This window comes from Mobilitalea sibirica (assembly GCF_015999265.1).
GTDB lineage: Bacteria > Bacillota > Clostridia > Lachnospirales > Lachnospiraceae > Mobilitalea > Mobilitalea sibirica.
Map to the genome: position 1 here is coordinate 58,594 of NZ_JAEAGR010000006.1, position 23,153 is coordinate 81,746.

At 36.9% G+C, this 23,153-nt stretch carries 18 protein-coding genes; 13 read left to right on the forward strand and 5 right to left on the reverse strand.

Going from position 1 to position 23,153, the window contains the following annotated elements; translation table 11 throughout:
* Positions 1–59 precede the first annotated feature (59 nt).
* Together ftsH and I5677_RS07560 are read left to right on the forward strand one after the other, a co-directional pair.
* On the forward strand, positions 60–1,916 hold the full coding sequence (ftsH, locus tag I5677_RS07555) for an ATP-dependent zinc metalloprotease FtsH (RefSeq protein ID WP_197661072.1): 1,857 nt from the start codon (positions 60–62) through the stop codon (positions 1,914–1,916).
* Between the two features lie 790 nt (positions 1,917–2,706).
* Positions 2,707–3,135, forward strand: coding sequence for a putative ABC transporter permease (locus tag I5677_RS07560; RefSeq protein WP_197660967.1), 429 nt, complete (start codon positions 2,707–2,709; stop codon positions 3,133–3,135).
* A gap of 26 nt (positions 3,136–3,161) precedes the next feature.
* Here the strand turns inward: I5677_RS07560 and I5677_RS07565 are convergent, their stop codons facing one another.
* Entirely contained in the window at positions 3,162–4,049 is an 888-nt protein-coding gene (locus I5677_RS07565) for a DUF2156 domain-containing protein (protein WP_197660968.1), read from the reverse strand.
* Positions 4,050–4,431: 382 nt separating this feature from the next.
* Between I5677_RS07565 and I5677_RS07570 the strand changes: the two genes are divergently transcribed.
* Both I5677_RS07570 and nth read left to right on the forward strand, forming a co-directional pair.
* Positions 4,432–6,174, forward strand: a complete 1,743-nt coding sequence (locus I5677_RS07570) for a B12-binding domain-containing radical SAM protein (RefSeq protein WP_197660969.1) — start codon at positions 4,432–4,434, stop codon at positions 6,172–6,174.
* A gap of 170 nt (positions 6,175–6,344) precedes the next feature.
* Positions 6,345–6,968 (forward strand): endonuclease III, encoded by a 624-nt coding sequence (gene nth / locus I5677_RS07575; RefSeq protein WP_408632535.1) that lies wholly within the window; start codon positions 6,345–6,347, stop codon positions 6,966–6,968.
* A 137-nt stretch (positions 6,969–7,105) separates the two neighbouring features.
* On the opposite strand, the gene I5677_RS07580 is transcribed toward nth, so the two are convergent.
* Positions 7,106–7,720 (reverse strand): hypothetical protein, encoded by a 615-nt coding sequence (locus tag I5677_RS07580; protein WP_197660971.1) that lies wholly within the window; start codon positions 7,718–7,720, stop codon positions 7,106–7,108.
* 302 nt (positions 7,721–8,022) lie between these two features.
* Between I5677_RS07580 and I5677_RS07585 the strand changes: the two genes are divergently transcribed.
* The 6 genes from I5677_RS07585 (at position 8,023) to I5677_RS07610 (ending at position 13,991) form a co-directional block, all read left to right on the forward strand.
* A complete protein-coding gene (locus tag I5677_RS07585; protein ID WP_197660972.1) occupies positions 8,023–9,642 on the forward strand; it encodes a VanW family protein in 1,620 nt (539 codons plus the stop codon).
* A 169-nt stretch (positions 9,643–9,811) separates the two neighbouring features.
* The gene (locus I5677_RS07590; RefSeq protein WP_197660973.1) at positions 9,812–10,795 is read left to right on the forward strand and encodes an AIR synthase family protein; all 984 of its coding nucleotides are present in this window, start codon (positions 9,812–9,814) and stop codon (positions 10,793–10,795) included.
* A gap of 187 nt (positions 10,796–10,982) precedes the next feature.
* The gene (locus I5677_RS07595; RefSeq protein ID WP_197660974.1) at positions 10,983–11,465 is read left to right on the forward strand and encodes an Lrp/AsnC family transcriptional regulator; all 483 of its coding nucleotides are present in this window, start codon (positions 10,983–10,985) and stop codon (positions 11,463–11,465) included.
* Complete coding sequence (locus I5677_RS07600; RefSeq protein WP_197660975.1) at positions 11,462–12,628, forward strand: pyridoxal phosphate-dependent aminotransferase; 1,167 nt, start codon at positions 11,462–11,464, stop codon at positions 12,626–12,628. Before I5677_RS07595 ends, I5677_RS07600 begins: the two co-directional genes overlap by 4 nt.
* 108 nt (positions 12,629–12,736) lie before the next feature.
* On the forward strand, positions 12,737–13,207 hold the full coding sequence (locus tag I5677_RS07605; RefSeq protein ID WP_197660976.1) for a chemotaxis protein CheX: 471 nt from the start codon (positions 12,737–12,739) through the stop codon (positions 13,205–13,207).
* Between the two features lie 286 nt (positions 13,208–13,493).
* Positions 13,494–13,991, forward strand: coding sequence for a tRNA (cytidine(34)-2'-O)-methyltransferase (locus I5677_RS07610; RefSeq protein ID WP_197660977.1), 498 nt, complete (start codon positions 13,494–13,496; stop codon positions 13,989–13,991).
* Positions 13,992–14,104: 113 nt separating this feature from the next.
* Here the strand turns inward: I5677_RS07610 and I5677_RS07615 are convergent, their stop codons facing one another.
* The 3 genes from I5677_RS07615 to I5677_RS07625 all read right to left on the reverse strand — a co-directional run bounded on the left by I5677_RS07615 (position 14,105) and on the right by I5677_RS07625 (position 18,698).
* Positions 14,105–15,505, reverse strand: coding sequence for a HAMP domain-containing sensor histidine kinase (locus tag I5677_RS07615; protein ID WP_197660978.1), 1,401 nt, complete (start codon positions 15,503–15,505; stop codon positions 14,105–14,107).
* Between the two features lie 68 nt (positions 15,506–15,573).
* On the reverse strand, positions 15,574–16,293 hold the full coding sequence (locus I5677_RS07620) for a response regulator transcription factor (RefSeq protein WP_197660979.1): 720 nt from the start codon (positions 16,291–16,293) through the stop codon (positions 15,574–15,576).
* 29 nt (positions 16,294–16,322) lie between these two features.
* Positions 16,323–18,698, reverse strand: coding sequence for an endonuclease MutS2 (locus I5677_RS07625; RefSeq protein ID WP_197660980.1), 2,376 nt, complete (start codon positions 18,696–18,698; stop codon positions 16,323–16,325).
* 270 nt (positions 18,699–18,968) lie between these two features.
* On the opposite strand from I5677_RS07625, the gene I5677_RS07630 reads away from it, so the two are divergent.
* The 3 genes from I5677_RS07630 (at position 18,969) to I5677_RS07640 (ending at position 23,137) form a co-directional block, all read left to right on the forward strand.
* Complete coding sequence (locus I5677_RS07630) at positions 18,969–20,192, forward strand: MFS transporter (RefSeq protein WP_197660981.1); 1,224 nt, start codon at positions 18,969–18,971, stop codon at positions 20,190–20,192.
* 296 nt (positions 20,193–20,488) lie between these two features.
* Entirely contained in the window at positions 20,489–21,841 is a 1,353-nt protein-coding gene (locus I5677_RS07635) for a S1C family serine protease (protein ID WP_197660982.1), read from the forward strand.
* A 342-nt stretch (positions 21,842–22,183) separates the two neighbouring features.
* Positions 22,184–23,137, forward strand: a complete 954-nt coding sequence (locus I5677_RS07640; protein ID WP_197660983.1) for a 3'-5' exoribonuclease YhaM family protein — start codon at positions 22,184–22,186, stop codon at positions 23,135–23,137.
* Positions 23,138–23,153 lie beyond the last annotated feature (16 nt).

The following is a 23,153-nucleotide window of genomic DNA, read 5'->3' on the forward strand; positions in this document are numbered from 1 at the left end:
TTACCATAAAATAAACATAAATAATAACTGGTAAAGGAGGTTGTTTGGTGAGAAAACAAATGAAAGGATATGGCTTTTTTTTGGTTATATTAGCCATTGCATTATTGACTGTATTCGTATCCGATAATATTGATATAAGTAATAAAGATGCATATTCGCATCAACGGTTTATACAGGATATTGAAGCGAATAAAATTAAGTCCATTGATATATATCAGAATGTTGAGGTGCCATCCGGAGAAGTGAAAGTAACTTTATCCGATAACAGTAAAGAAAGCTTCTATGTATCTGATGTAACATTGTACGAAAACATAGCGAGGGAAGCAGATATTGTTTATCATACCCATAATATATCGAAACCCAGTTGGTTTTTAACTACGGTACTTCCCTATATACTTGTATTTATTGTAATCATAGCATTATTCTCATTTCTATCCAATCAGGCGTCCGTGGGCGGAGGTAATAACAAGGTGATGAACTTCGGTAAAAGCCGTGCCAAGATGACGACAGAGGAGAATAAGACCACAACTTTTAAGAATGTAGCGGGTCTTGATGAGGAAAAGGATGAATTAAAGGAAATCGTAGATTTTTTGAAATCTCCGAAAAAATACATTCAGGTTGGAGCCAGAATTCCCAAGGGTGTTCTTTTGGTAGGCCCTCCCGGTACAGGAAAAACTCTTTTGGCGAAAGCAGTTGCAGGGGAAGCTGGAGTACCCTTTTTCTCAATCTCCGGTTCGGATTTTGTAGAGATGTTCGTCGGTGTCGGAGCTTCAAGAGTCAGGGACTTGTTCGAAGAGGCTAAGAAGAATTCACCCTGTATAGTATTTATTGATGAAATCGATGCTGTAGCCAGACGCAGAGGTACCGGTATGGGTGGCGGACATGATGAGAGGGAACAGACCTTGAATCAGTTACTGGTAGAGATGGATGGTTTTGGAGTAAATGAAGGTATTATCGTAATGGCTGCAACCAACCGCGTTGATATACTTGACCCGGCTATTTTAAGACCGGGCCGATTTGACCGAAAGGTATCGGTGGGTCGTCCGGATGTCAAAGGCAGGGAGGAAATCCTGCAGGTACATGCTAAAGGGAAGCCACTGGGTGACGATGTAGATTTAAAACAAATTGCTCAGACAACCGCCGGATTTACCGGGGCTGATTTAGAAAACTTAATGAACGAAGCAGCTATTGGAGCTGCCAGAGACAATCGAAGCTTTGTTATCAGTGAAGATATCAAAAGAGCATTTATTAAGGTTGGTATCGGAACTGAAAAGAAGAGCAAGGTTATAACAGAGAAAGAAAAGAAAATTACTGCATATCATGAAGCAGGGCATGCAATATTGTTCCATCTTCTGCCGGATGTCGGCCCGGTATATACTGTATCCATAATTCCTACCGGAACAGGGGCAGCAGGCTTTACTATGCCTCTTCCTGAAAAGGATGAAATGTTCCATACGAAGGGAAGAATGCGCCAGGAGATTATAGTAGATCTTGGTGGAAGAGCGGCAGAAGAATTAATTTTGGAGGATATCACAACCGGAGCATCTCAGGATATCAAAGTAGCAACTAAGATGGCCAGAGCTATGATTACCCGTTATGGATTTTCAGATGCCATCGGTATGGTTAATTATGATAATGATGATGATGAAGTATTTATCGGAAGAGATCTTGCTCACACCAGAAGTTACAGTGAAAGTGTTGCGAATAAGATCGATGATGAAGTAAGAGCCATCATAGATGACTGTTATAAAGAAGCGAAAAGAATTCTTATGGAGAATAAGGAAACTCTGGAAGCCTGTGCGGATCTCTTAATAGAAAAAGAGAGAATTAGCAGGGAAGAATTTGAGGCTTTATTTTCCGATAACAATTCTCGACAGGAAGACAGTATAACAGAGGGTGAATCGACAGAAGTATAAATGCTTTGTGCATTATGACGAAAAATTGTGTTTTAATTTGTAAAGTTTGTGCACACTTATTTTGAAATACATGGTATACTATGCATGTAAACCCCAATACATTATATAGTTTTTGCTACACCCCCATAAGTAACAAAAATACCTTCTCCGAAAAAGGACAGCTCGTAACTGTCCTTTTTCATATGTAAAAAAATAATAAAATCTTAAAATATAGAAGGCTGTTTCATTACAATAACGATTCATATTTAGTCAAAATATAGGGATCCTCACACCTTTTTTGAATTAAAAAAAGTTATAATAAGAAAAGTTATAATAGGATGAAGCTTAAGGGAGTATAACCCATCTCACACACAGGTTGATGGACACATTATCCATTATGTATGCCTTAATCGAACATATATGTTCACTACTAGTCATACATAATCAATAATATGTCCGTCAAACAGTGCATTACGGTGAGTTATACTTCCTTAAACTTCATCTTACTAACATTTATGAATTCCAGTGAGTGTGTGAGGGACCCCTATATTCTGACTTAATATGAGGTGACAATGTCATGAAACAGCCTTTATTTTCATTGTAAATTATCGTGTTATTTTACGGATTTTTTGGAAAGGGTACGATGAAAATGTAGTTTGTGACATATGCATTACGACGATATATTTCGTATTTGATGTGCGTATACTGAGTGTAGAAGAAGCGCTATAACCCCAATAAGCTTGGTTCTTGAGGAAATGTAAGGTATGTATTACGGTACTTGGAGATGCTTAAAGAAAGGTAAGCGACGATTATGCTAATTAGAAACAATCGATTTTTTAAATATTTAATACTTTTTCTGATCGGAGGATTTGTATACGGAGGAGTTGAAATACTATCCAGAGGCTATTCCCATATCTCGATGTTAATAGCCGGTGGAATTAGTTTTATATGCATTGGTCAGTTAAATGAAGGATACTCTTGGCGCCTATCTTTAGTCAGCCAGATGGTGATTTCTGCCGGTATCATAACTTTAATTGAATTTATATCCGGCCTGATTGTTAATGTATGGCTTGGTCTTGGTGTATGGGATTATTCCGACAAGCCATACAATATTCTTGGTCAGGTATGCTTATTATATACAAATTTCTGGTTCTTTTTATCATTGCCCGGTATTCTATTGGATGATTATCTAAGGTATTATTTACTTGGAGAGGAAAAACCCCAATATAAGATATTCTAAGAGTATACTTAGGATATCATATAAGTTTAAGGTATTAGAACACAGTACTTTTCCAGTAATTCTACCGGATGATAGGATAATTTAGAAGTACGTAGTCCTTCATCACCTACATCCTCTTCCCTGTTGATATATTTAATGTTCTCTTTCCCGTTATGCATTGCGAATTCTTTGACAATCATCTGATAAGAACCGGGATATTCTCGGTCTGCTTTTTCAATATGACAGTATAATGTATCATTTACAATCTCCCCTACCGCCATAGCAACGATTTTACCGTCTACTTCAATAAAACCTCCCGGTAGACGAAACATCTTAAGATAAGGCATCAGCTCTAAGGATCTGGAAAGCTCCTCCTGTGCCAGAGCACTCCCTTTTGCAAAGTTAACCTGATATTCCATTAAGAAGTTAATCACCCGATGGACATTATCTTCTGTTATTACATGATATTGATAATCGGGAAACAATTTTTTAAACTTATTAATGTGATTTCTCTGTCCGCTATATCTTCGACCGGCTAAGGTGGAAAGATCTTCATAGTGGTATAAATAATCAGACCAGTCCCGGCTAGGGGTACCTGGTATAGTTCCTTTATATCCATCCACCAAAATAGGAAGGCCTTCTTTTGGGACGGTGCAAAACCATAATGGGATTTCCTGTGCACGACAATATTCTTTTAATGCATCCATTGCCTTATCAAGAGAACCGGTTCCAACCGGAATGGTAAAGGATGTTCGGTTTAAGAATTTAACTTTAAACAAAAGCATATTATCATAAATTGCATAACTAGTATTATAAAAATCACGCCACATATACATAGCACCAATGGTGTAATCACTGGTTCTGCTTATTTTATACTTAAAAAATTCTGCTGTTTTCAAAAGATTATCAGCATTAATTTTTTCAAATGTTAACATAATAGCCTCCTAAAATATCAAGTTTCAGAACCAACTATATCATAAGGCGTTCGGTCTGTCCAGTTTTTCTCAAATGGTATCAATGCTAAATACGTACTTTTTAATGCTTTAGTGTTAGTCGTATTTTCATAAACGACTAATCCTTCAAAGAGGTATACACCCAAAAATGCCTCGTGTCCATATGACAGACAATAGATTTATGAATCATCATAAGTCTATTATCCGCGTTAAGTGAAAAGTTATTTCTTTAAGTATAAAAGCAATAGCTAAATCAAGTAAAAAATACATATGGTTGAAGTGGTTAATCTGTGGTAAAATAATTAAATATATATTTATAAATGTATTATTATATACGTTATTGTTGTATTGGAAAGGTATAAAAATGAAGATTTTACTAGTGGCAATTAATGCTAAATATATTCATTCGAATCTTGCTGTTTACAGTCTACGGACTTTTGCAAGTAAGTATAGAGATAATATAGGCATAGTGGAATATACAATAAATAATCAAATGGAAGATATAATGAAAAAAATTTATCTAGAAAAGGCGGATGTCGTAGCATTCTCCTGTTATATCTGGAATATAGATATCGTGCTTCGGGTTTCAAAGGAGTTAAATAAGATACTTCCTGATGTGAAAATATGGCTTGGGGGCCCAGAAGTAAGTTATAATCCCATTGAATATCTGAAAAAAAATCCTCAATTATATGGAATTGTAGTTGGTGAGGGAGAACAAACTTTTCTGGAGCTTTCTGAGTATTACTTAGAGCACGGTAAAGACTTAAGCAAAATATGTGGGATAGTTTATCGGGAAAATCTTGTTTCTAATGATATAAACAAAGAAAGTGAAAAATTTCATGTCTCAGGGCCCAGAAAACAGCTTTCATTGGATAGTATCCCTTTTCCTTACGAGGACATGGAAGTATTTAAAAACAAAATTATATACTATGAAAGCAGTAGAGGATGTCCTTTTTCCTGCAGTTATTGTCTATCTTCCATAGAGAAAGGAATACGCCTAAGAAGTATAGAATTGGTAAAAAAAGAGTTAAAAGTATTTTTGGATTATGGGGTTCCTCAGATTAAATTCGTGGATCGCACCTTTAATTGTAACAAAAAACATGCCATGGATATTTGGCAATTTATCAAAGACAATGATAATGGCATAACGAATTTTCATTTTGAGATATCAGCGGATTTATTAAGTCAAGAAGAGCTTAAGCTGCTTGCTACTTTAAGGCCGGGACAAGTCCAGTTTGAAATAGGGGTTCAGACAACGAATCCTGATACAATTAAGGCTATTCAAAGAAATATGAATCTGGAAAAATTGTTCCATAATGTAGAGCTGATTCGTAAGGCTAAAAATATCCATCAACATCTGGATCTGATTGCAGGCCTACCTTTCGAGGGATATGATTCTTTTAAAACCTCCTTTAATGATGTTTACCTTCAAGAGCCGGATCAACTACAGTTAGGATTTTTAAAGGTATTAAACGGTTCTCTTATAGATGTGGAAAGTGAGCAATATGGTATCGTATATCAGGAAAAAGCCCCTTATGAGGTACTTTTTACAAATCACCTTAGTTTTTCCGAGCTATTAAAGCTTAAGGGAGTTTGTGAGATGGTAGAAGCTTACTATAATAGCGGACAATTTAAGTATTCCATAAAATATCTGGAGCATTTCTTTCAAACACCCTTTGATCTGTATAGTGAGCTTTCCGGTTATTACACAGATAATAAGCTGGATGAAGTTGCGCACACCAAACTACGTCGATATGAAATTCTTCTGGATTTTTTATCAGAGAAAATGTTACAATTGAGTATAAAGAATAAGACCACACTAGCTGTATTTTCCGAGATTTTATTGTTGGATTTGTGTCTAAGAGAAAATATAAAAAGCAGGCCAAAGTTTGTATCCAGTCCATTACTATCGTATCAAGAGATACGAGCTATCTGTGAAGCACAGGGCTTAGATCGAAAAAACATTCGGGTTGAACAGTTTGCTTATGATGTGATTACTTCTGCATATGAGGGAAAGGCAATACAAAAGGATACCACGATATTATTTGATTACAGCTTAAGAGACCCTCTCAGCTATGGCGCTAAGATTACCGTAATAGAAAAATAAAAGTAATATACGGAGGATATTCAAAGGTCAAGTGAATATAGGTATGGTTACTGATTTATAGATTATAAGCGGTGTCAGTTGTTTTATAATCTGATAGTAGTTATTTATTAGATATTAGAAAGGTGAAATAAGTGAAAAAAAGAAAAGTTTCCAAAAAGGAACAAGAAAGAATAGATAAGATATTACAGGCGTTTAATCGGGAATATGGACTAGAGTACCGTTGCTTTCTCAATTACGAAACACCTTGGCAGCTTTTGTTTGCTACCATATTAAGTGCACAATGTACCGATGAACGGGTAAACATTGTAACGAAGGATTTGTTTCAGAAATATAAAAGTATTGAGGATTTCGCCCAAGCGGATCAACTGGAATTGGAACGAGATATTCATTCAACAGGTTTTTTTAAGAATAAGGCGAAAAACATCATCGAATGTGCGAAACGATTATTATATGAATACAATGGTGAAGTACCAAAGGATATTAATGAGCTGGTCAGTCTGGCGGGGGTAGGAAGGAAAACAGCCAATGTAATTAGGGGAAACATCTATAAGGAACCCAGTATTGTGGTTGATACCCATGTGAAAAGAATCTCACAAAGACTTGGACTTACCAAGGAAGAGGATCCGGTTAAAATTGAATTTGAACTAATGTATAAATTGCCAAGAGAACAATGGATATTATATAATATCCAAGTGATTACCTTTGGAAGAAGTATCTGTACAGCCAGAAGTCCAAAATGTACAGAATGTTTTTTGAGAGAGTACTGTAAATATTATATAAATCATCAGAAGTAGTATTAGCGTTTGAAAGTTACTTAAAAAAGAAAAAAGCCCTTGAAGGTTTTCGTAAAATATCATAGAATAGGTTTTAATTCCAATCGTCAGAAAAATACACTTGATAGTATAGGATATAACATTCATTGGTATAATAATTATTCAGAAATCCTAACATGAGTTAACTCATGAAGGATGGCATCTTTATTGTAAATATTGGTCTTTCTAAGTCTTTCAATCAGAAAGTCAATTTTTTCAGGGGTATTTTCTTCCATATAAATCTTTTTTAAGAGTTGATAAGTTTTACGAACATCGGTAGAGCAGGTAACCGCATATTCTAATACATTAACGGCGTCAGATCGATAACCTAAGGTATATAATCGATCGCCCCATCTATGGAGAATACTTACAAGAGTGGTATAATTATTGTCCGCTTCCGAAAGAAGAGTAATATTGGCAGCGCCATATTTTAATTTAAGCTCTGTATTCGTAATTCCGGTCAGATTTAAAATTTTCTTTTCGTTAAGACTTAGAATTAAATCACGATAGGAATTAAGAGTTGCATCTGCTTTATCTGACATAGGTAATTGCTCTATCGGAATTTTGATATAATTTAAAAAGGATATATCTACTTTTCTGGTAGCGTTCGCACTGTTTTCTATATGCCAAAAATGATCTGAGGTTTTTTTGGATTGTTTATTTGATTTTCGGATTTCTACTTGTAGCCAGACTACAAATATGATAACAATACTAAACAAAACAGGTATTTGCATATATTACAACCTTTCTTAATACCAATGGAAAGAGGTGAAATGATGAATTTTCATAACAGAAAAACCAAGAAAATGATTTCAACTGTAATAATCGTTATGGTTATCCTGGCAATGATCATACCAAGTGTTATAGGTATATTTAATTTATTCTAATTAAATATACATAATGAATGCTGAAATGTCAATCTGCCAAAGATTATCTTGAATAATCTGATTCATATGTTACAATAGGAAGAAATTAATGGAAGACAATAGCTTAAATAAAAAACAGCTAAGGTTAGCAAGTTTAAGGAGGATGAAGAATGAGCAGGAGAAGATTTATACTATCCGCGATATTTTTATCGCTTTCCTTTTTATTGCCGGGAGATAGACTCTTTGCAACTGCTGAAGAAAATAATATAATTCCCAAGGGTGTTTTCATAGATGAAGTGGATGTAAGTGGGATGACAAGAGGGGAAGCAGAGGCAGCTATAGATGATTTTGTAGAGAGCTTACAAAGTAGAGGGATTGCTATATTAGTCGGTGAGGGAATGGTCACGACTACCTTAGGCGATTTAGGCTATACAGTCCAGGAAAATGATAATATAGATAATGCATTATCACTAGGGAAATCCGGTAATTTGATTAAAAGATATAAGGACTTAAAGGATATCGAACAGGGAAATATCGTATACCCTTTATCATTTACACTGAATGAAAGTAAGCTAAGAGATATTATTGTTACACAGGTTAGTACTTATAATATTGAACCGGTGAATGCAACCATAGCAAGGAAGAATAAAGAGTTTGTTTATACGGATCATATCGTAGGAAAAAAGGTAGATATAGAAGAAACAACAGGGATTATTACCAATAGTATCTTGAATAATTGGAATCGCAAAGATATTGTTGTTGAAGCAGCTATGGAAGATGATATGCCTATATTTACAAGGGAAGTAGTGGAAAGATGTAATACATTGTTAGGAACTTTTACTACGGAATATGCGGATTCGGCAGAAGGAAGAGCTGCTAATCTGGCCAATGGAGCCAGATTAATCAACAATGCGGTTATATATCCGGGGGAGGTGTTCTCCAGTTATAAATATCTGACTCCTTTTACCGTGGAGAACGGATATTATGTCGCGGGTGCTTATCTGCAAGGTAGGGTAATCGACAGTGTCGGTGGTGGTGCCTGTCAGGTGACAACGACCCTTTATAATGCGGTATTAAATGCTGAACTGGAGATTGTAGAGAGACAACCTCATTCCATGACGATCAGCTATGTTGATTTAGCAAGAGATGCGGCGATAGCAGGAACTTACAAGGATTTTAAATTCAAAAACAATACGGATGTTCCCATTGTAATAGAAGCATATACCAAAGGCAGAAGAATTACATTTAATATCTGGGGTGAAGAAACAAGAGATACGAAGAACAGAAGGGTAGAATATGTAACGGTTGTTTTATCAGAAACACCGCCTCCGGCTGATGTTATTACAGAAGATCCTACACAGCCTACAACCTATCGAAAGGTTACCCAATCTGCCCATACCGGTTATAAGTCAGAATTATATAAAGTAGTATATGAAAATGATGTAGAAGTAAGCAGAACCCTGATTAATAAAAGCAATTATGCAGCTGCTCCGAGGTACGTGACAGTAGGAACTAAGGTAGTGGAAGAAGAACCTGAGAAGCCCGATGATTCGGAGGAAGCTAATAATCCGGAGGATAACGATCCATCAGAAGATCAGGAACCAAAGGAAGATGAGGACCAGGATCAGGAAGAAGAGCAGGAACCGGAGCAAAATCAGGTGGATGAAAGTGAAGCGAATGAAGAGGTAGAAAGTCAATCGGTTATACCGGAGAATAAGACGAATCCGAATGGTCATTTGCAGAGTGATATTTATTGGGATTCTACATGGGATATGGAAGATCCGGAATAGTAAGAATTAATTTAACAAGTATGTTTTACCTTTATAAAATATAGACGTGCGAAAGAAAAAATTACAATGGTATACTGCTAGATATTTAGAGATCAAATCCATTACATTAATGGAATAGGATCATGATGGCAGATATATTACGGACAGTAATGAATAGTTGGAGAATAAAATGAACCTTGGTAAAATACCCGAAACAGTCCTTAAAAGGTCTGTATTAAACCAAATAAAGCATCGGCGAAATGAAGTTCTTGTAGGCCCTTCTGTTGGCGAAGATTGCAGTGTTCTCGCTATAGCAGAGGATGAGGTTATTGTTATGTCTACGGACCCGATTACAGGAACCATAAAGGACATAGGAACCTTTGCCGTCCATATCACAGCCAATGATATTGCCTCGGAGGGAGCACAAATAATTGGAATTATGCTTTCTATTCTATTGCCGGAGCAAACACAGGAACAAGAATTAAAGACAATAATGAAAGATATAGAAGCTGTATGCGAAACATTGGATATTGAAGTTATCGGCGGCCATACGGAGGTTACAAAAGCCGTTAATCAACCAATTATCACAGTGACCGGTGTAGGTAAAATGAAACGGTCAGAAATCATAAAAACTTCTGGTGCGATACCCGGCCATGAAATAGTCATGACTAAATGGGCAGGACTGGAAGGAACTGCAATTATAGCGGCTGAGAAAGAGCAGGAATTGCTATCGAAATATACAGCCGGATTTCTTGAGGGAGCTAAGCGAATGCTTGATCATATATCTGTCGTTCGTGAGTCGGTAATAGCGAGAGAGGTTGGAGTGACATCAATGCATGATGTAACCGAAGGAGGTGTCTTCGGAGCATTATGGGAAATGGGCGCTGCCTCTAAGGTAGGTATGGAAGTGGATTTAACAAAAATTCTTCTAAAGCAGGAAACGGTAGAAATCTGTGAGTTCTATGATATAAATCCATATATGTTGATTTCCAGCGGATGCATGCTTATCGTTACGGATAAAGCTAACAGGTTGGTAGATAGTTTAAAAGCGGAAGGCATACCTGCAGCTGTGATTGGACATATTACGCAGGGAAATGAACGAATTGTGATGAATGGTGATGAAAAACGTTACCTGGAGCCTCCTAAAGGTGATGAGCTTTATAAAGTAGTATAAAATCCCTAGATAATAAGGAATTGTATTTACATGTTGCTTTGTTTTTAGACAGTTATAGATTAATTTGAAAAGCTCACATAAGAATAGTATTGTCATATTATTAGTTATAGTAAATTTTGTTTCCGGCTGAATAAATGGCAGTCTCAGAATTTACTTTAAAATTGGATAGAAAAGAGAGGGATTGTGGATGAGAGAAAAGATCTTGGCAGCTATTGATAAAAACAGTAAACTGACGGCAGCAGATTTAGCAATCATGTTAGGTTCTACAGAGGATGAAATTAAATCAATTATCAGTGAGATGGAAAAAGAGCATATCATATGTGGTTACCCGACCCTGATTAATTGGGATAAGGTGGAGTGTGAGAGAGTAACAGCTTTAATTGAAGTAAAAGTAACTCCACAACGGGGACTGGGTTTTGATAAGATTGCTGAAAGAATTTATCAGTTTGCAGAAGTGCAATCTGTATATCTGATGTCGGGCGGATTTGATCTTACGGTTTTGATTGAAGGGAAAACCATGAGAGAAGTTGCGAGTTTTGTGTCTGAAAAACTGGCACCAATGGATGCCGTTCTTAGTACGGCCACTCATTTTGTATTAAAAAAATACAAAGAGCACGGTCTGCCACTCGTTCAAATCAAACATGATGAAAGGATGTTGATTACCCCTTGAGAAACCCATTATCAAAAAAAGTAGTTAGTATACAACCCTCAGGTATTCGAAAATTTTTTGACATTGTCAGTGAAATGAAGGATGCAATATCCCTTGGTGTAGGAGAACCTGATTTTGATACACCCTGGCATATTAGAGAAGAGGGGATCTATTCCTTAGAGAAGGGAAGAACCTTCTATACCTCTAACGCAGGTTTAAAGGATCTAAAAGTTGAAATCTGCAAATATTTAAAAAGAAGATTTGGTTTAGAATATCAACCGGACAAAGAAACATTAGTAACCGTAGGAGGAAGTGAGGCTATTGATATTGCTCTTCGTGCCATGCTGGAGCCGGGTGATGAAGTATTAATACCTCAGCCTTGTTATGTATCCTACCACCCATGTACTATTCTAGCCGGTGGTGTACCGGTTGTTATCGAATTAAAGGGAGAAAATGAATTTAAACTTACCAAGGATCAGCTTTTAGATGCAATTACCGATAAGACCAAAGTTATCATTCTTGCATACCCGAATAATCCAACCGGTGCTACAATGGATTATGATGATTTAAAACAGATCGCAGACGTTATTGTTGAAAAAGATCTTTATGTTATATCAGATGAGATATATTCAGAACTGACCTATGGCAGAAAACATGTTTCTATTTCATCCTTACCGGGACTTAGGGATCGTACCATTGTAATTAACGGATTCTCTAAATCATATGCTATGACAGGCTGGAGACTTGGCTATGCGGTGGGCCCGGCTTTGATTATTGAACAGATGACGAAGATACATCAGTTTGCTATTATGTGTGCTCCTACAACCAGTCAGTATGCCGGTGTAGAAGCTTTAAAGAACGGTGATGCCGATGTTGAAATGATGAAGGATGCTTATGATAAACGCAGAAGATACTTAGTTCATGCATTTCGTAGTATGGGAATTGAGTGTTTTGAACCGTTTGGTGCTTTTTATGTATTCCCATGTATTAAATCACTGGGAATGACCTCCGAAGAATTTGCAACAAAATTACTTGAGGAAGAGAAAGTGGCTGTAGTACCGGGAACTGCTTTTGGAGATTGTGGTGAAGGTTATTTAAGAATTTCTTATGCATATTCTATCGAGAACCTTAAGATAGCAATTGAGCGTATTGAACGATTTGTGAAAAGGTATAAAGACCGTTGATAAACGCTAATCTATTTTGGTGTAAAAGTACATTTTAAGTAGCTTTTACTTGAAATATAGGGACTACCTGTGATAGAATGCTTATAGGATACATAGGAGGTAACTTAAATGGCCACATTGAATGCAGACCACATTAATCCGTTCTTGATGGCTTCGACAAAAATACTAAAGGAAATGTGCTTTGTTGATGCCAAATTAGGAAAACCACATGTAAAGGATCCTGTTTTTTTAGATAATACGTTAGTGATATTAATTGGCTTTACCGGCGAGATGAAAGGGCAAGTAATGATAGCCTTTGAACATGATATTGCCTGTGATATCGCTTCTAAAATGATAATGATGCCGGTTACTCAACTGGATGAATTGGCAAGAAGTGCTATATGTGAATTGGGAAATATGATACTTGGTAATACGGCCACGGTGTTTTCTACCAAAGGAATTGAAATAGATATAACACCGCCGACAGTAGGAAGCGGAACAATGTCTTTTAGCAATAACTATGCAAAAAATATCTGTATTCCTTTAGAGTATGATGATAACAAAAAAATAGAAATAAATGTAGCAATAAAAGGTGATTAATTCACCTTTTTTCTTTATAAGGATTAGTATGCCAAAAGCCCAGAAGTAAAATAATATACGTAAATTTGCACAATTTTAGCTATTGAATTCGTGATACAAACATAGTTTATTCCGGGCACGCTCTCGCTTGGATGAAGTACGTAGTGGTACATAACAGTTGCTCACTAAACTATGTTTGCATCACTCTGTATAAAAAAGAGTAAGTAAAATTGACGAATCTAAGTTTAAAGAAAGGCTTTGACGTCCAAAATAGTGTGAGAAGAATAAAAGGAAAGAGGTTTTTGTAATGAATATTGTATTATTAGAGCCCGAAATACCTGCGAATACAGGTAACATTGGCAGGACCTGTGTAGCAACAGGAACCAGATTACATCTAATAGAGCCAATGGGATTTCGATTAACTGAAAAGGAAATCAAGCGTGCCGGTTTGGATTACTGGAAGGACCTTGATGTAACGGTATATGATAACTATCAGGATTTTTTGGACAAAAATCCAGGGGCTAAAATCTACATGGCAACGACCAAGGCACAAAAAACTTATACCCATGTGGAATACGAACCGGATTGCTACATTATGTTTGGGAAAGAGAGCGCGGGTATACCGGAAGAGCTTCTTCTGGCGAATAAGGAGAATACAATCCGTATTCCCATGGTAGGAGATATCCGTTCCCTAAACCTTGGAAATTCAGTCGCCATTGTGCTTTATGAGGCTTTGAGACAAAATAACTTTGAAGGCATGAAGCTGGAGGGTAAGCTGCATCACCATAGCTGGGATGAGGCGTAAGGGATACAAATATATACCTATAATATATGTACAAAATCACAGAAGTTTACGGTTTACAGTCGAGCAAAGCTTCTGTGATTTTACGATAGGAACATTATATTATTATCAATAGATTACTCAGGAGATTTTTTTAATGAAAAGATAAACTCGGTTCCAACCCCTTCGGTTGAAATTACGTTAATGTTTTCATTGTGGGACTGGATTATCTCCTTAGCTATGGACAGACCAAGTCCGGTACCCTTTTTATCTTTACCTCTGGATGCGTCGGTTTTATAGAAACGATCCCATATCTTTTTAATAGAGTCCTTCGGTATTCCAATTCCATAATCTTTCACGGAGATAAATACCTTGTCCCCCTTTTCTTCTGTTGAAACCTTGATTTTAGAATTGTTATGACTGAATTTAATGGCATTGTCGATCAAATTATAAAGCACCTGTTGGATTTTACTCATATCGGCATCTACATAGGTTTCCTTAGAGGAGAAAACCAAGTTTAAGGTAATTTTCTTGTCTCGGCAGACTCCTTCAAAGCTTTCGGAGGTCTTCTTGATAATATGGTTAATGTCAAAGGAGATAATATCAAGAAAAGCACCATGGTTTTCAAAGCTGTTAAGCTCCAGAAGGCTGGAGGTAAGCTTATTAAGCCGCTCAGTCTCAAATAATATGATATTAAGGTATTTATCCTGCATCTCATAGGGGATAGTACCATCTAAGATAGCTTCGGCAAACCCCTTAATTGAAGTAAGCGGTGAACGAAAATCATGGGAGATGTTAGCTACAAATTTCTTCTGATAATCATCCAGTTTATTTAGCTCCCCTGCCATATAAGCGACTGCATGTCCAAGCTCCTGATATTCACTTAAGCCCTTGACGATCAAGTTGTAGTTAAAATTACCGGCACTATATTCCATAGAAGCCTTAATCAGCCTTTTCATCGGGCTTGCAGTGATATAATAGATGTATAGGAATATCAGTAATAATAAAGGAAAGAAAATCAGGAAACAGATGTTGATTACATCAATATATAATAAGGCATTATTACGGATTTCACTATGGGGCGTGAAAAGAACAATATATCCCATGATGCGATAGTCATACGTTACGGTCTTCGTATAGCTTAACATGGGTTCGTTAATAACACCTCTGATTATAATATTTTCAGAGGTAGACTTGTCTAAAAAGGATGGATCATATTCAGTTAGATTGAACTGTGGAGGGTTTTTATAAGCAGAGTCGACAATGATGTCACCGGCTGCATTAACAATCCATACCCGTATATCAAGGTATGTATCAATGGATTTTAACTGCTCATGTAGATTAATCGTAGTATCATCATAAAAGTTACCCATATATTCATTGGATATCAGGTTCGCCTGCTTATATAATTGTGTTTCCTTGTCCCTTTGGAGTTCTTTTTCAAGGAGATTCATACCATATGTATTCAGAAGTACAAAAACTAATACAACTGAAATTAAATAGCAGAGAATAAGCCTTGACCACAAGGTTTTTTTCATGGTATGCACCGTCCTTTCATAGGTTAAGATTTTTATTATAGGTTGTGTTTACCAATTATGTGCATCTTTTATCTTCTGGAGGTTTTGGCTTCAAACTTATACCCGATACCCCATACCGTGGAAAGGCTCCAGTCTTTATGATCTTTAATCTTTTCTCTAAGCCTCTTGATATGAACATCAACCGTTCTGGTATCACCATAGTATTCATAACCCCAGATATGATCGAGAAGCTGTTCTCTTGTAAATACCTGATTGGGATTGGAGGCAAGAAAATATAATAGTTCCAGCTCTTTTGGCGGCATTTCTATCTCTTCCCCATAATATTGAACAGAATAATTGCTAAGATTAATTAACAAATCAGGATAATTAACATATTCACCGGTTTGCTTGGGAGCTTCTTCCTGGGTTTCATTCGTAGGATGAAACCTTCTGAGAACAGCGCGAACGCGGGCCACCAGCTCCTTAGAATCAAATGGTTTAATAATATAGTCATCTGCTCCCAGTTCAAGTCCTAGGACCTTATCAAAGATTTCTCCCTTCGCAGATAACATAATAATAGGGACGGTGGAGGTCTTGCGAATCTCCCTACATACTTCATATCCGTCAATTCCTGGAAGCATAAGATCTAAAAGCACCAGGTTTGGTTGGTAGGAGCGAAACTCCCGGATTGCAGCCTCCCCATCATGAACAATAAAGGTATCAAAACACTCTTTCGTCAAGTAGAGAGATATTAGCTCAGCGATATTTACATCATCATCCACAATCAAAACTTTTTGTTTTGCAATCATGGTAGTCTCCTTTCGAATGTACATTTTATTTACTTAAATTCTACGATAGTTACACCGTGATCACCTTCGCCGAAACCGCCAACACGATAGGATTTTACGTATTTTAGTTTCTTAAGGTGGGCATGCACGGCGTTCTTTAACGCCCCGGTTCCCCGGCCATGAATTACGGTTACCTGAGGAAGATGTGCCAGATAAGCATCGTCCAGATACTTGTCTAGCTCCGCGATCGCTTCACTTACGGTTTTACCGATTAGGTTGATATCGGGATGAATGGATGCGGATTTAGACATCTTGATTTTACCGCTCTGAGTCTTGTTAAAGTTTGGAGCCTTGATTACTTCCTCATCCACCAGTTCTAAATCTTTAATATTAACCTGAGATCGTAGGATTCCCATCTGAACAAAGAGATCTCCTTTGGCATTGGGAAGGGTACTGACGGTTCCTTTTAAACCAAGGCTGATTACATGAACCGTATCCCCAATTCGAAGATCCTTAGAAGCCACTTTCTTTCCTTGTTTTTTAGGCTTTTGAAGGGAAGTGTCGCTGTTACTGATTTTTTCTCTAAGGGAGTTACGCTCAGATTCCATATCCTTAATATTACCGCCTTCCAAAAGCCACTTGTTATATTTTTTGATACTTTCATCTGCAAATGCTTTTGCCTCCTGAAGAACTTTGGCGGCCTCTTCTTTGGCCTCTTTGAGAATTCGGTCCCGATTGGTATCTAAGGTTTCGTTCTTTTTGGCTAAGTTTTTCTTTAACTTCTCTATCTCTTCCTTATATCTTGTGATTTCTTCCTGCTCTTTCTCAATTGTAATCCGGCTTTCCTCTAAGTCGCTGATTAAGTCCTCAAAGCTTCGGTCCTGTTTACCAATGCGCTCTTTTGCATCTTCTATGATATAATCGGGAAGCCCCAGTTTAGAGGATATGGCAAAAGCATTACTCTTACCGGGAATACCGATTAATAGGCGGTAGGTAGGTCGAAGGGTCTCTACATCAAATTCGCAGGAGGCATTCATTACACCTTCGGTGGATAGGGCATAAACCTTTAATTCGCTGTAATGCGTAGTTGCCAGGGTACGTATCTTTCTTTTGTGAAGAGAAGAAAGAATTGACATCGCCAGGGCAGCGCCTTCCGTCGGATCCGTACCGGCGCCCAGCTCATCAAAGAGTACTAAGGAACGGCTGTCGGCTTTTTCTAGAATGGATACAATATTGGTCATATGGGAAGAAAAAGTACTGAGGCTTTGTTCTATGCTCTGCTCATCCCCAATGTCTGCATAAACTTCTTCAAAAACCGCTAATTCCGAATTATCAAAGGCAGGGATATGAAGACCGGCTTGCCCCATCAGAGTAAGAAGGCCCACTGTTTTTAAGGTCACTGTCTTACCACCGGTGTTTGGACCGGTGATGATTAACATGCTAAAATCTCTACCGGTCATAATGTCAATCGGGACTACATTCTTAGGATCAATTAATGGATGACGCCCTTTCTTGATATGAATGATTCCTGATTTATTAAACCTAGGCTCAGAGCCCTTCATTTGTTTTGATAAAAGTGCTCTGGCAAAGATAAAGTCTAATTCGGTAAGGGTATAAAAATCATATTCCAGGCTTTCGGCATGTTCTGCGGCCAGATTGGATAGCTCGGCTAAGACTTTCTCTATCTCTTCCTGCTCTTTGATGGATAACTCCTTTAACTCATTGTTTAACCTGACAATAGCCATTGGCTCTATAAATAAAGTTGATCCTGTAGAGGATTGATCATGCACCATACCCTGGAACTGATTTTTAAATTCAGCACGAACCGGAAGACAATATCTACCGTTACGCATAGTTATGATGTTCTCCTGTAACATAGTTCGGGAGGAATTTAGTATAGATGACAAATCACTGTGAATGCGGTCATTGGTATTCTTCATGGAGCGTCTCACATTCTTTAAGGCAGGACTGGCATCATCTGCAATCTCTTCCTCAGAGATAATACAGCGTTTGATTTCATTATTTAGAGGTGTTAAGGGTTCCAGACCGGCGAAATACTCGGTGAGGGAATCCTCTGTCTGTTCTTCTCCTTCTTTGCCGGTATAACCGCCATACGCTTTCAGGCGAAGAGTGGCATCCAGATCGGAGCTGATATGAAGTAACTCCAAAGCACCTAGAGAGGAGCCTATCTTTAACCTCATAATAGAGGGACGGATGTCGTGGATACCGTTAAAGGATACACTGCCTTTTCTTAAAATTCTTGAGAGGGCATCCGTGGTTTGGCTTTGCAGTTGTTTGATTTTATCCAGATCTGTTATGGGCTGCAGACGGCTACATAGGTCCTTGCCATAACCTGTTCCTGCCAAGGCGCTTAATTTATCAATTATTTTATTATATTCTAAGGTTTTTAGTGCTTTTTCGTTCATATATTCTAACCAAGCCTTTCAAAATAGTGTATAAGTTCATAATGTTGATTGTCCTATTAATTTGTTAGTACTATATGCTGTAGGATTATATACGTATCTATTTTACCTTATCTTGTAAGAAAATAAAACAATTAATTATAATTAATGGGGGTTTCTATCCTTAAGACAAGATTAAATTTTTGATTGCTATTATTCATTATTCGTATTATGATACATAAGGATGCAATTGGTCATATTTTCATATAAAAATTTAGAATAAAGGAATTTTCCATGAACAAAAGAATTTCGCAGACGAATGTATATCTGATATATTCCGGTGCTACAGCTTTCTTTTTTACATTAATTTTTACAATAAATCAGGTATATTATATTGATATGATAAAATTAAATCCCCTTCAATTGGTGCTGGTGGGGACAGTATTAGAATTGTCAGCATTTTTATTTGAAATACCGACTGGAATTGTTGCTGATATGAAAAGCAGAAAAATGTCTGTGATAATAGGAACAACAATCATGGGTTTGGCTTTCTTGTTGGAAGGTCTTGTACCTATGTTTATTGCTGTTATCATAAGTCAGGTCTTATGGGGACTTGGTTACACCTTTACCAGTGGAGCAGATGAGGCATGGATTGCTGATGAAACAGGGGAAGAGGGGTTGGATACCCTTTATCTAAGAGGGGCCCAGATTGGACAATTTTTAAGTTTTGCAGGAATTTTGATAAGTACGATTATAGGTTCCTATATGGTAAATCTGCCTATTATAGCAGGAGGAGCACTATTTTTATTACTTGCAGTTTTTTTATTATGTTTTATGACAGAGGAAAACTTTAGTCCGGCTCCCCAAGAAGAACGTAATTCCTGGAGACAGATGAAACATACCTTTTTACAAGGTATTAAATTCATAAAATCAAATATGTTGCTCAAAATTATATTTTTTATGTCCTTGCTCTATGGTTTATACAGTGAAGGTTTTGATCGTCTATGGACTGCACATTTTATATCAGATATTGGATTTTGGAAGTCTATGGATCTAAAACCGGTCGTATGGATTGGAATTATAGACGGTACTGCAATGATTTTAAGCATTCTGTCTGTAGAATATATAAAAAGAGTTTTAAAGAAGACGGGAAAACTTCAAAAAGTTTGGTTACTGACCGGAGTTAATTTATTTATGGTTGCAGCGATTATTGTATTCGCATTCGCAGGGAATTTTAGTGTGGCATTATCATCATATTTAATGTTTTATATTCTTAGAAGAATAAATGATCCTATTTTCAGTGCTTGGAAAAATCGTAATTTAAAATCCGAAGTAAGAGCAACTGTTTTATCAACCTATGGTCAGTTGGATGCACTGGGGCAAATCATTGGGGGACCGGTAATTGGATTTATTGCACTTAAAGCATCAATATCTGTTGCTATATTTATATCGAGTATTTTTTTAGTACCTATTTTAGGATTGTATCTCTTAGCAATAAAAAAACACCGAGATATGTAACAATGGAGTCTTATACAATAGGGTTTTGTTTACAAATAATTCATAATATGTTCATAACTGAGTGATAAAATAGGACTTATGTATTACATTGATAATATGATTATGTGTTTAAAGGTCTTTTCATGCTATCCGGTTACAATATATTGATGGGATACGAGGTTTCAAATAGCTATATAGTATATGGAACTATGCGACACAACCTTAGACATGTTAATCAGAATTTTTCGGTACTTAAAGCATTCCTATAGTTTTGTGATCTTAGATGATAATTTAGAGCTTCTATAAGGAGAAATAAAATGTCTGAGGCAGATAAGGACAATAAACAATTTGAGTTTATTAAAGAACAAGTAATACAAAAGAAACGGAAAAAATACAAAAAGTGGCTAATACCATTTTTAATGACCATTGTAATGGCGATTTTATTTGGTTTGGTTGCTGCAGTTACTTTTTGTATCGCTGAACCGAGGTTGTATAACTTTTTTAATGAAGAAGAGGATGTAAAAACGCCGATTACTTTTCCGACAACTTACCCTGATGAGGTAAAAGAAGATAATCAAGACCGTGAAGATAAGCAGGAAGATAACGGGGATGCAGAACAAGGACAAGCTGATCTGCAGCGTGAAGAGGATCAACAAGTTGATCCTAATCCTGTTATTGTAGAAACAATTAATGCCGACAGCGGTGATTATATCAGTATTTACGATGATATTCGTACCATTGCTTACCGGGCTAAAAAATCCTTGGTTACAATATCAAGTATCATTAATGGTAGAGATATTTTTGGAAATCCGGTGGAAAAGAAGATAACTACCAGCGGGGTTGTATTTTCAGATGAAAATGAGGAATTACTGATATTGGTGAGCTTAGACCGCGTGAAGAATGCAAGCAGTATTAAGATGGAGCTAACCGAAAAATTGGTTGTAGATGCTGTGCTTCAGGATTATGATGGGGAGATTAATCTGGCTGTTATTTCTGTAAAGCAGGAAGACATACCGGATACATTTCTCAATAGTATCACGGTGGCAAATCTGGGTGAATCCTATACAATAGCGGTAGGTAATCCTATCATGGCACTTGGTAATCCGAATGGATATCCGGGATCTATGGATACCGGTATCATTACCAGCAGAGGTAGTTGGGCATCTATTACGGATAATAAGCTGGATTTATTTAATACAAGCATTAGAGATAATAGTAACAGTGACGGTGTTATCGTTAACTTTAAGGGTGAAATTATCGGTGTGATTACCCGTACTTTGAAAAAAGGACTTAACGAAAATCTTAATACAGTGATTGGCATCAGCAAAATTAAACCGATTATTGCAAAGATGGCAAATCAAGAACCAAGGATTTATTTTGGTATCTTGGCGGAAGACATGACAGAAGCAGCTAAGCTTGATCATAATATATTAAATGGCGTATTTGTCAATGAAGTAAAAACAAAATCCCCTGCATTTAAAGCCGGATTAAAGAGCGGCGACATCATCTTGCAAATAGGGGAACAAACCATAACCAATATGAATTATTTTAATAATACTATATCCGGGTATCAACCCGAAGATGAGGTTATAGTTAAGATAAAGAGAACTTCTGGAACAACCGAGAAAGAGCTGGATCTGAAGGTGACACTGGAGGAGAAGGATAAGTAGCAATAAATAATGTAACGAAATGATATATTTTTATAAATGATAATACGGCTGTTTTAATATCAGGTTAACGGTATATAAAACAGTCGTATTTCTGTGTTTATGTTAAAAAACAGCTCTATCTTATTCTAGAGATATATCCCTGTGTTTAGGCAACGGTAATATACGCAATAATATGTTCCATCCTATGAAAAGCTTTACCAGGTGGGGTAGTAAGGTTATTATGATGCTGTTAAAGTGTTATTTGAAACGTATATAATTATTTTATGCTTTATATATCCCAAGGGGTAGGGTATAATAAATGAGTAAATGTGTTCCGAAAAGGATAGAAAGGTTAAGTATAATATGAAATATATTCAGGATCTTCGAGAAGGAGATATCATAAGAAATGAAATATATCTGTGTAAGACGAAGCAGACTTTGACAGGAAAGAGCGGGAAAAACTATGTCTCTTTAATACTACAGGACAAGACAGGTACGATAGACGGTAAGATATGGGATTTTAATAATGAAATAGAGCAATATGAAGCAATGGACTTCGTACATATTGATGCGAGGGTTACAAGCTTTCAGGATGCGCTTCAATTAAATATCAGCAGAATATATAAAAGTCGGGAGGGTGAGTATTATCCGGAGGATTATTTTCCTACGACCAATAAAAATGTGGAAGAGATGTATCGTGAAATTAAAAATATAATTGTAGCAATTAAGGAACCGAACTTAAAAGCATTGGCAGAGCACTTCTTTATAAACGATACGGAATTTGTTAAAGCATTTAAAAAGCATTCGGCAGCGAAGAGTGTACATCACGGCTTTATGGGGGGATTATTGGAGCATACCTTAAGCGTAGTAAGGCTTTGTGAGTATTTTTCATCGACCTATCCCATAATAAATAGGGATCTATTAATCACAGCGGCATTGTTTCATGATATCGGTAAAATGGAGGAGTTGTCTTCTTTCCCCGAGAATGACTATACAGACGATGGGCAGCTGCTGGGACATATCTTTATCGGTACCAACAAAGTAAGTAATTATATCAATAAAGCAGGTAAATTCCCCGCAAAACTGGCGAATGAATTGTTACACTGTATACTTGCCCATCATGGAGAGCTGGAATATGGTTCGCCGAAAAAGCCGGCAACGATTGAGGCAATGGCGCTGCATCATGCAGATAATGCCGATGCGAAGCTGCAGACCATGACGGAATTGTTAAGCTCCGGGGACCCTAAGATAGAATGGATGGGATACCAGAGAATGTTTGAATCAAATATTATGCGAAGTACGAAGAGTAAGGAATAATTAGGTAAGCTCTACG

What these genes read in the sequence shown, in the direction of transcription:
- ftsH (WP_197661072.1), top strand. Translation starts at nt 60, where the DNA reads ATGAAAGGATATGGCTTTTTTTTGGTTATATTAGCCATTGCATTATTG.
- I5677_RS07560 (WP_197660967.1), top strand. Translation starts at nt 2,707, where the DNA reads ATGCTAATTAGAAACAATCGATTTTTTAAATATTTAATACTTTTTCTG.
- I5677_RS07565 (WP_197660968.1), bottom strand. Translation starts at nt 4,049, where the DNA reads ATGTTAACATTTGAAAAAATTAATGCTGATAATCTTTTGAAAACAGCA.
- I5677_RS07570 (WP_197660969.1), top strand. Translation starts at nt 4,432, where the DNA reads ATGAAGATTTTACTAGTGGCAATTAATGCTAAATATATTCATTCGAAT.
- I5677_RS07580 (WP_197660971.1), bottom strand. Translation starts at nt 7,720, where the DNA reads ATGCAAATACCTGTTTTGTTTAGTATTGTTATCATATTTGTAGTCTGG.
- I5677_RS07585 (WP_197660972.1), top strand. Translation starts at nt 8,023, where the DNA reads ATGAGCAGGAGAAGATTTATACTATCCGCGATATTTTTATCGCTTTCC.
- I5677_RS07590 (WP_197660973.1), top strand. Translation starts at nt 9,812, where the DNA reads ATGAACCTTGGTAAAATACCCGAAACAGTCCTTAAAAGGTCTGTATTA.
- I5677_RS07595 (WP_197660974.1), top strand. Translation starts at nt 10,983, where the DNA reads ATGAGAGAAAAGATCTTGGCAGCTATTGATAAAAACAGTAAACTGACG.
- I5677_RS07605 (WP_197660976.1), top strand. Translation starts at nt 12,737, where the DNA reads ATGGCCACATTGAATGCAGACCACATTAATCCGTTCTTGATGGCTTCG.
- I5677_RS07610 (WP_197660977.1), top strand. Translation starts at nt 13,494, where the DNA reads ATGAATATTGTATTATTAGAGCCCGAAATACCTGCGAATACAGGTAAC.
- I5677_RS07615 (WP_197660978.1), bottom strand. Translation starts at nt 15,505, where the DNA reads ATGAAAAAAACCTTGTGGTCAAGGCTTATTCTCTGCTATTTAATTTCA.
- I5677_RS07620 (WP_197660979.1), bottom strand. Translation starts at nt 16,293, where the DNA reads ATGATTGCAAAACAAAAAGTTTTGATTGTGGATGATGATGTAAATATC.
- I5677_RS07625 (WP_197660980.1), bottom strand. Translation starts at nt 18,698, where the DNA reads ATGAACGAAAAAGCACTAAAAACCTTAGAATATAATAAAATAATTGAT.
- I5677_RS07630 (WP_197660981.1), top strand. Translation starts at nt 18,969, where the DNA reads ATGAACAAAAGAATTTCGCAGACGAATGTATATCTGATATATTCCGGT.
- I5677_RS07635 (WP_197660982.1), top strand. Translation starts at nt 20,489, where the DNA reads ATGTCTGAGGCAGATAAGGACAATAAACAATTTGAGTTTATTAAAGAA.
- I5677_RS07640 (WP_197660983.1), top strand. Translation starts at nt 22,184, where the DNA reads ATGAAATATATTCAGGATCTTCGAGAAGGAGATATCATAAGAAATGAA.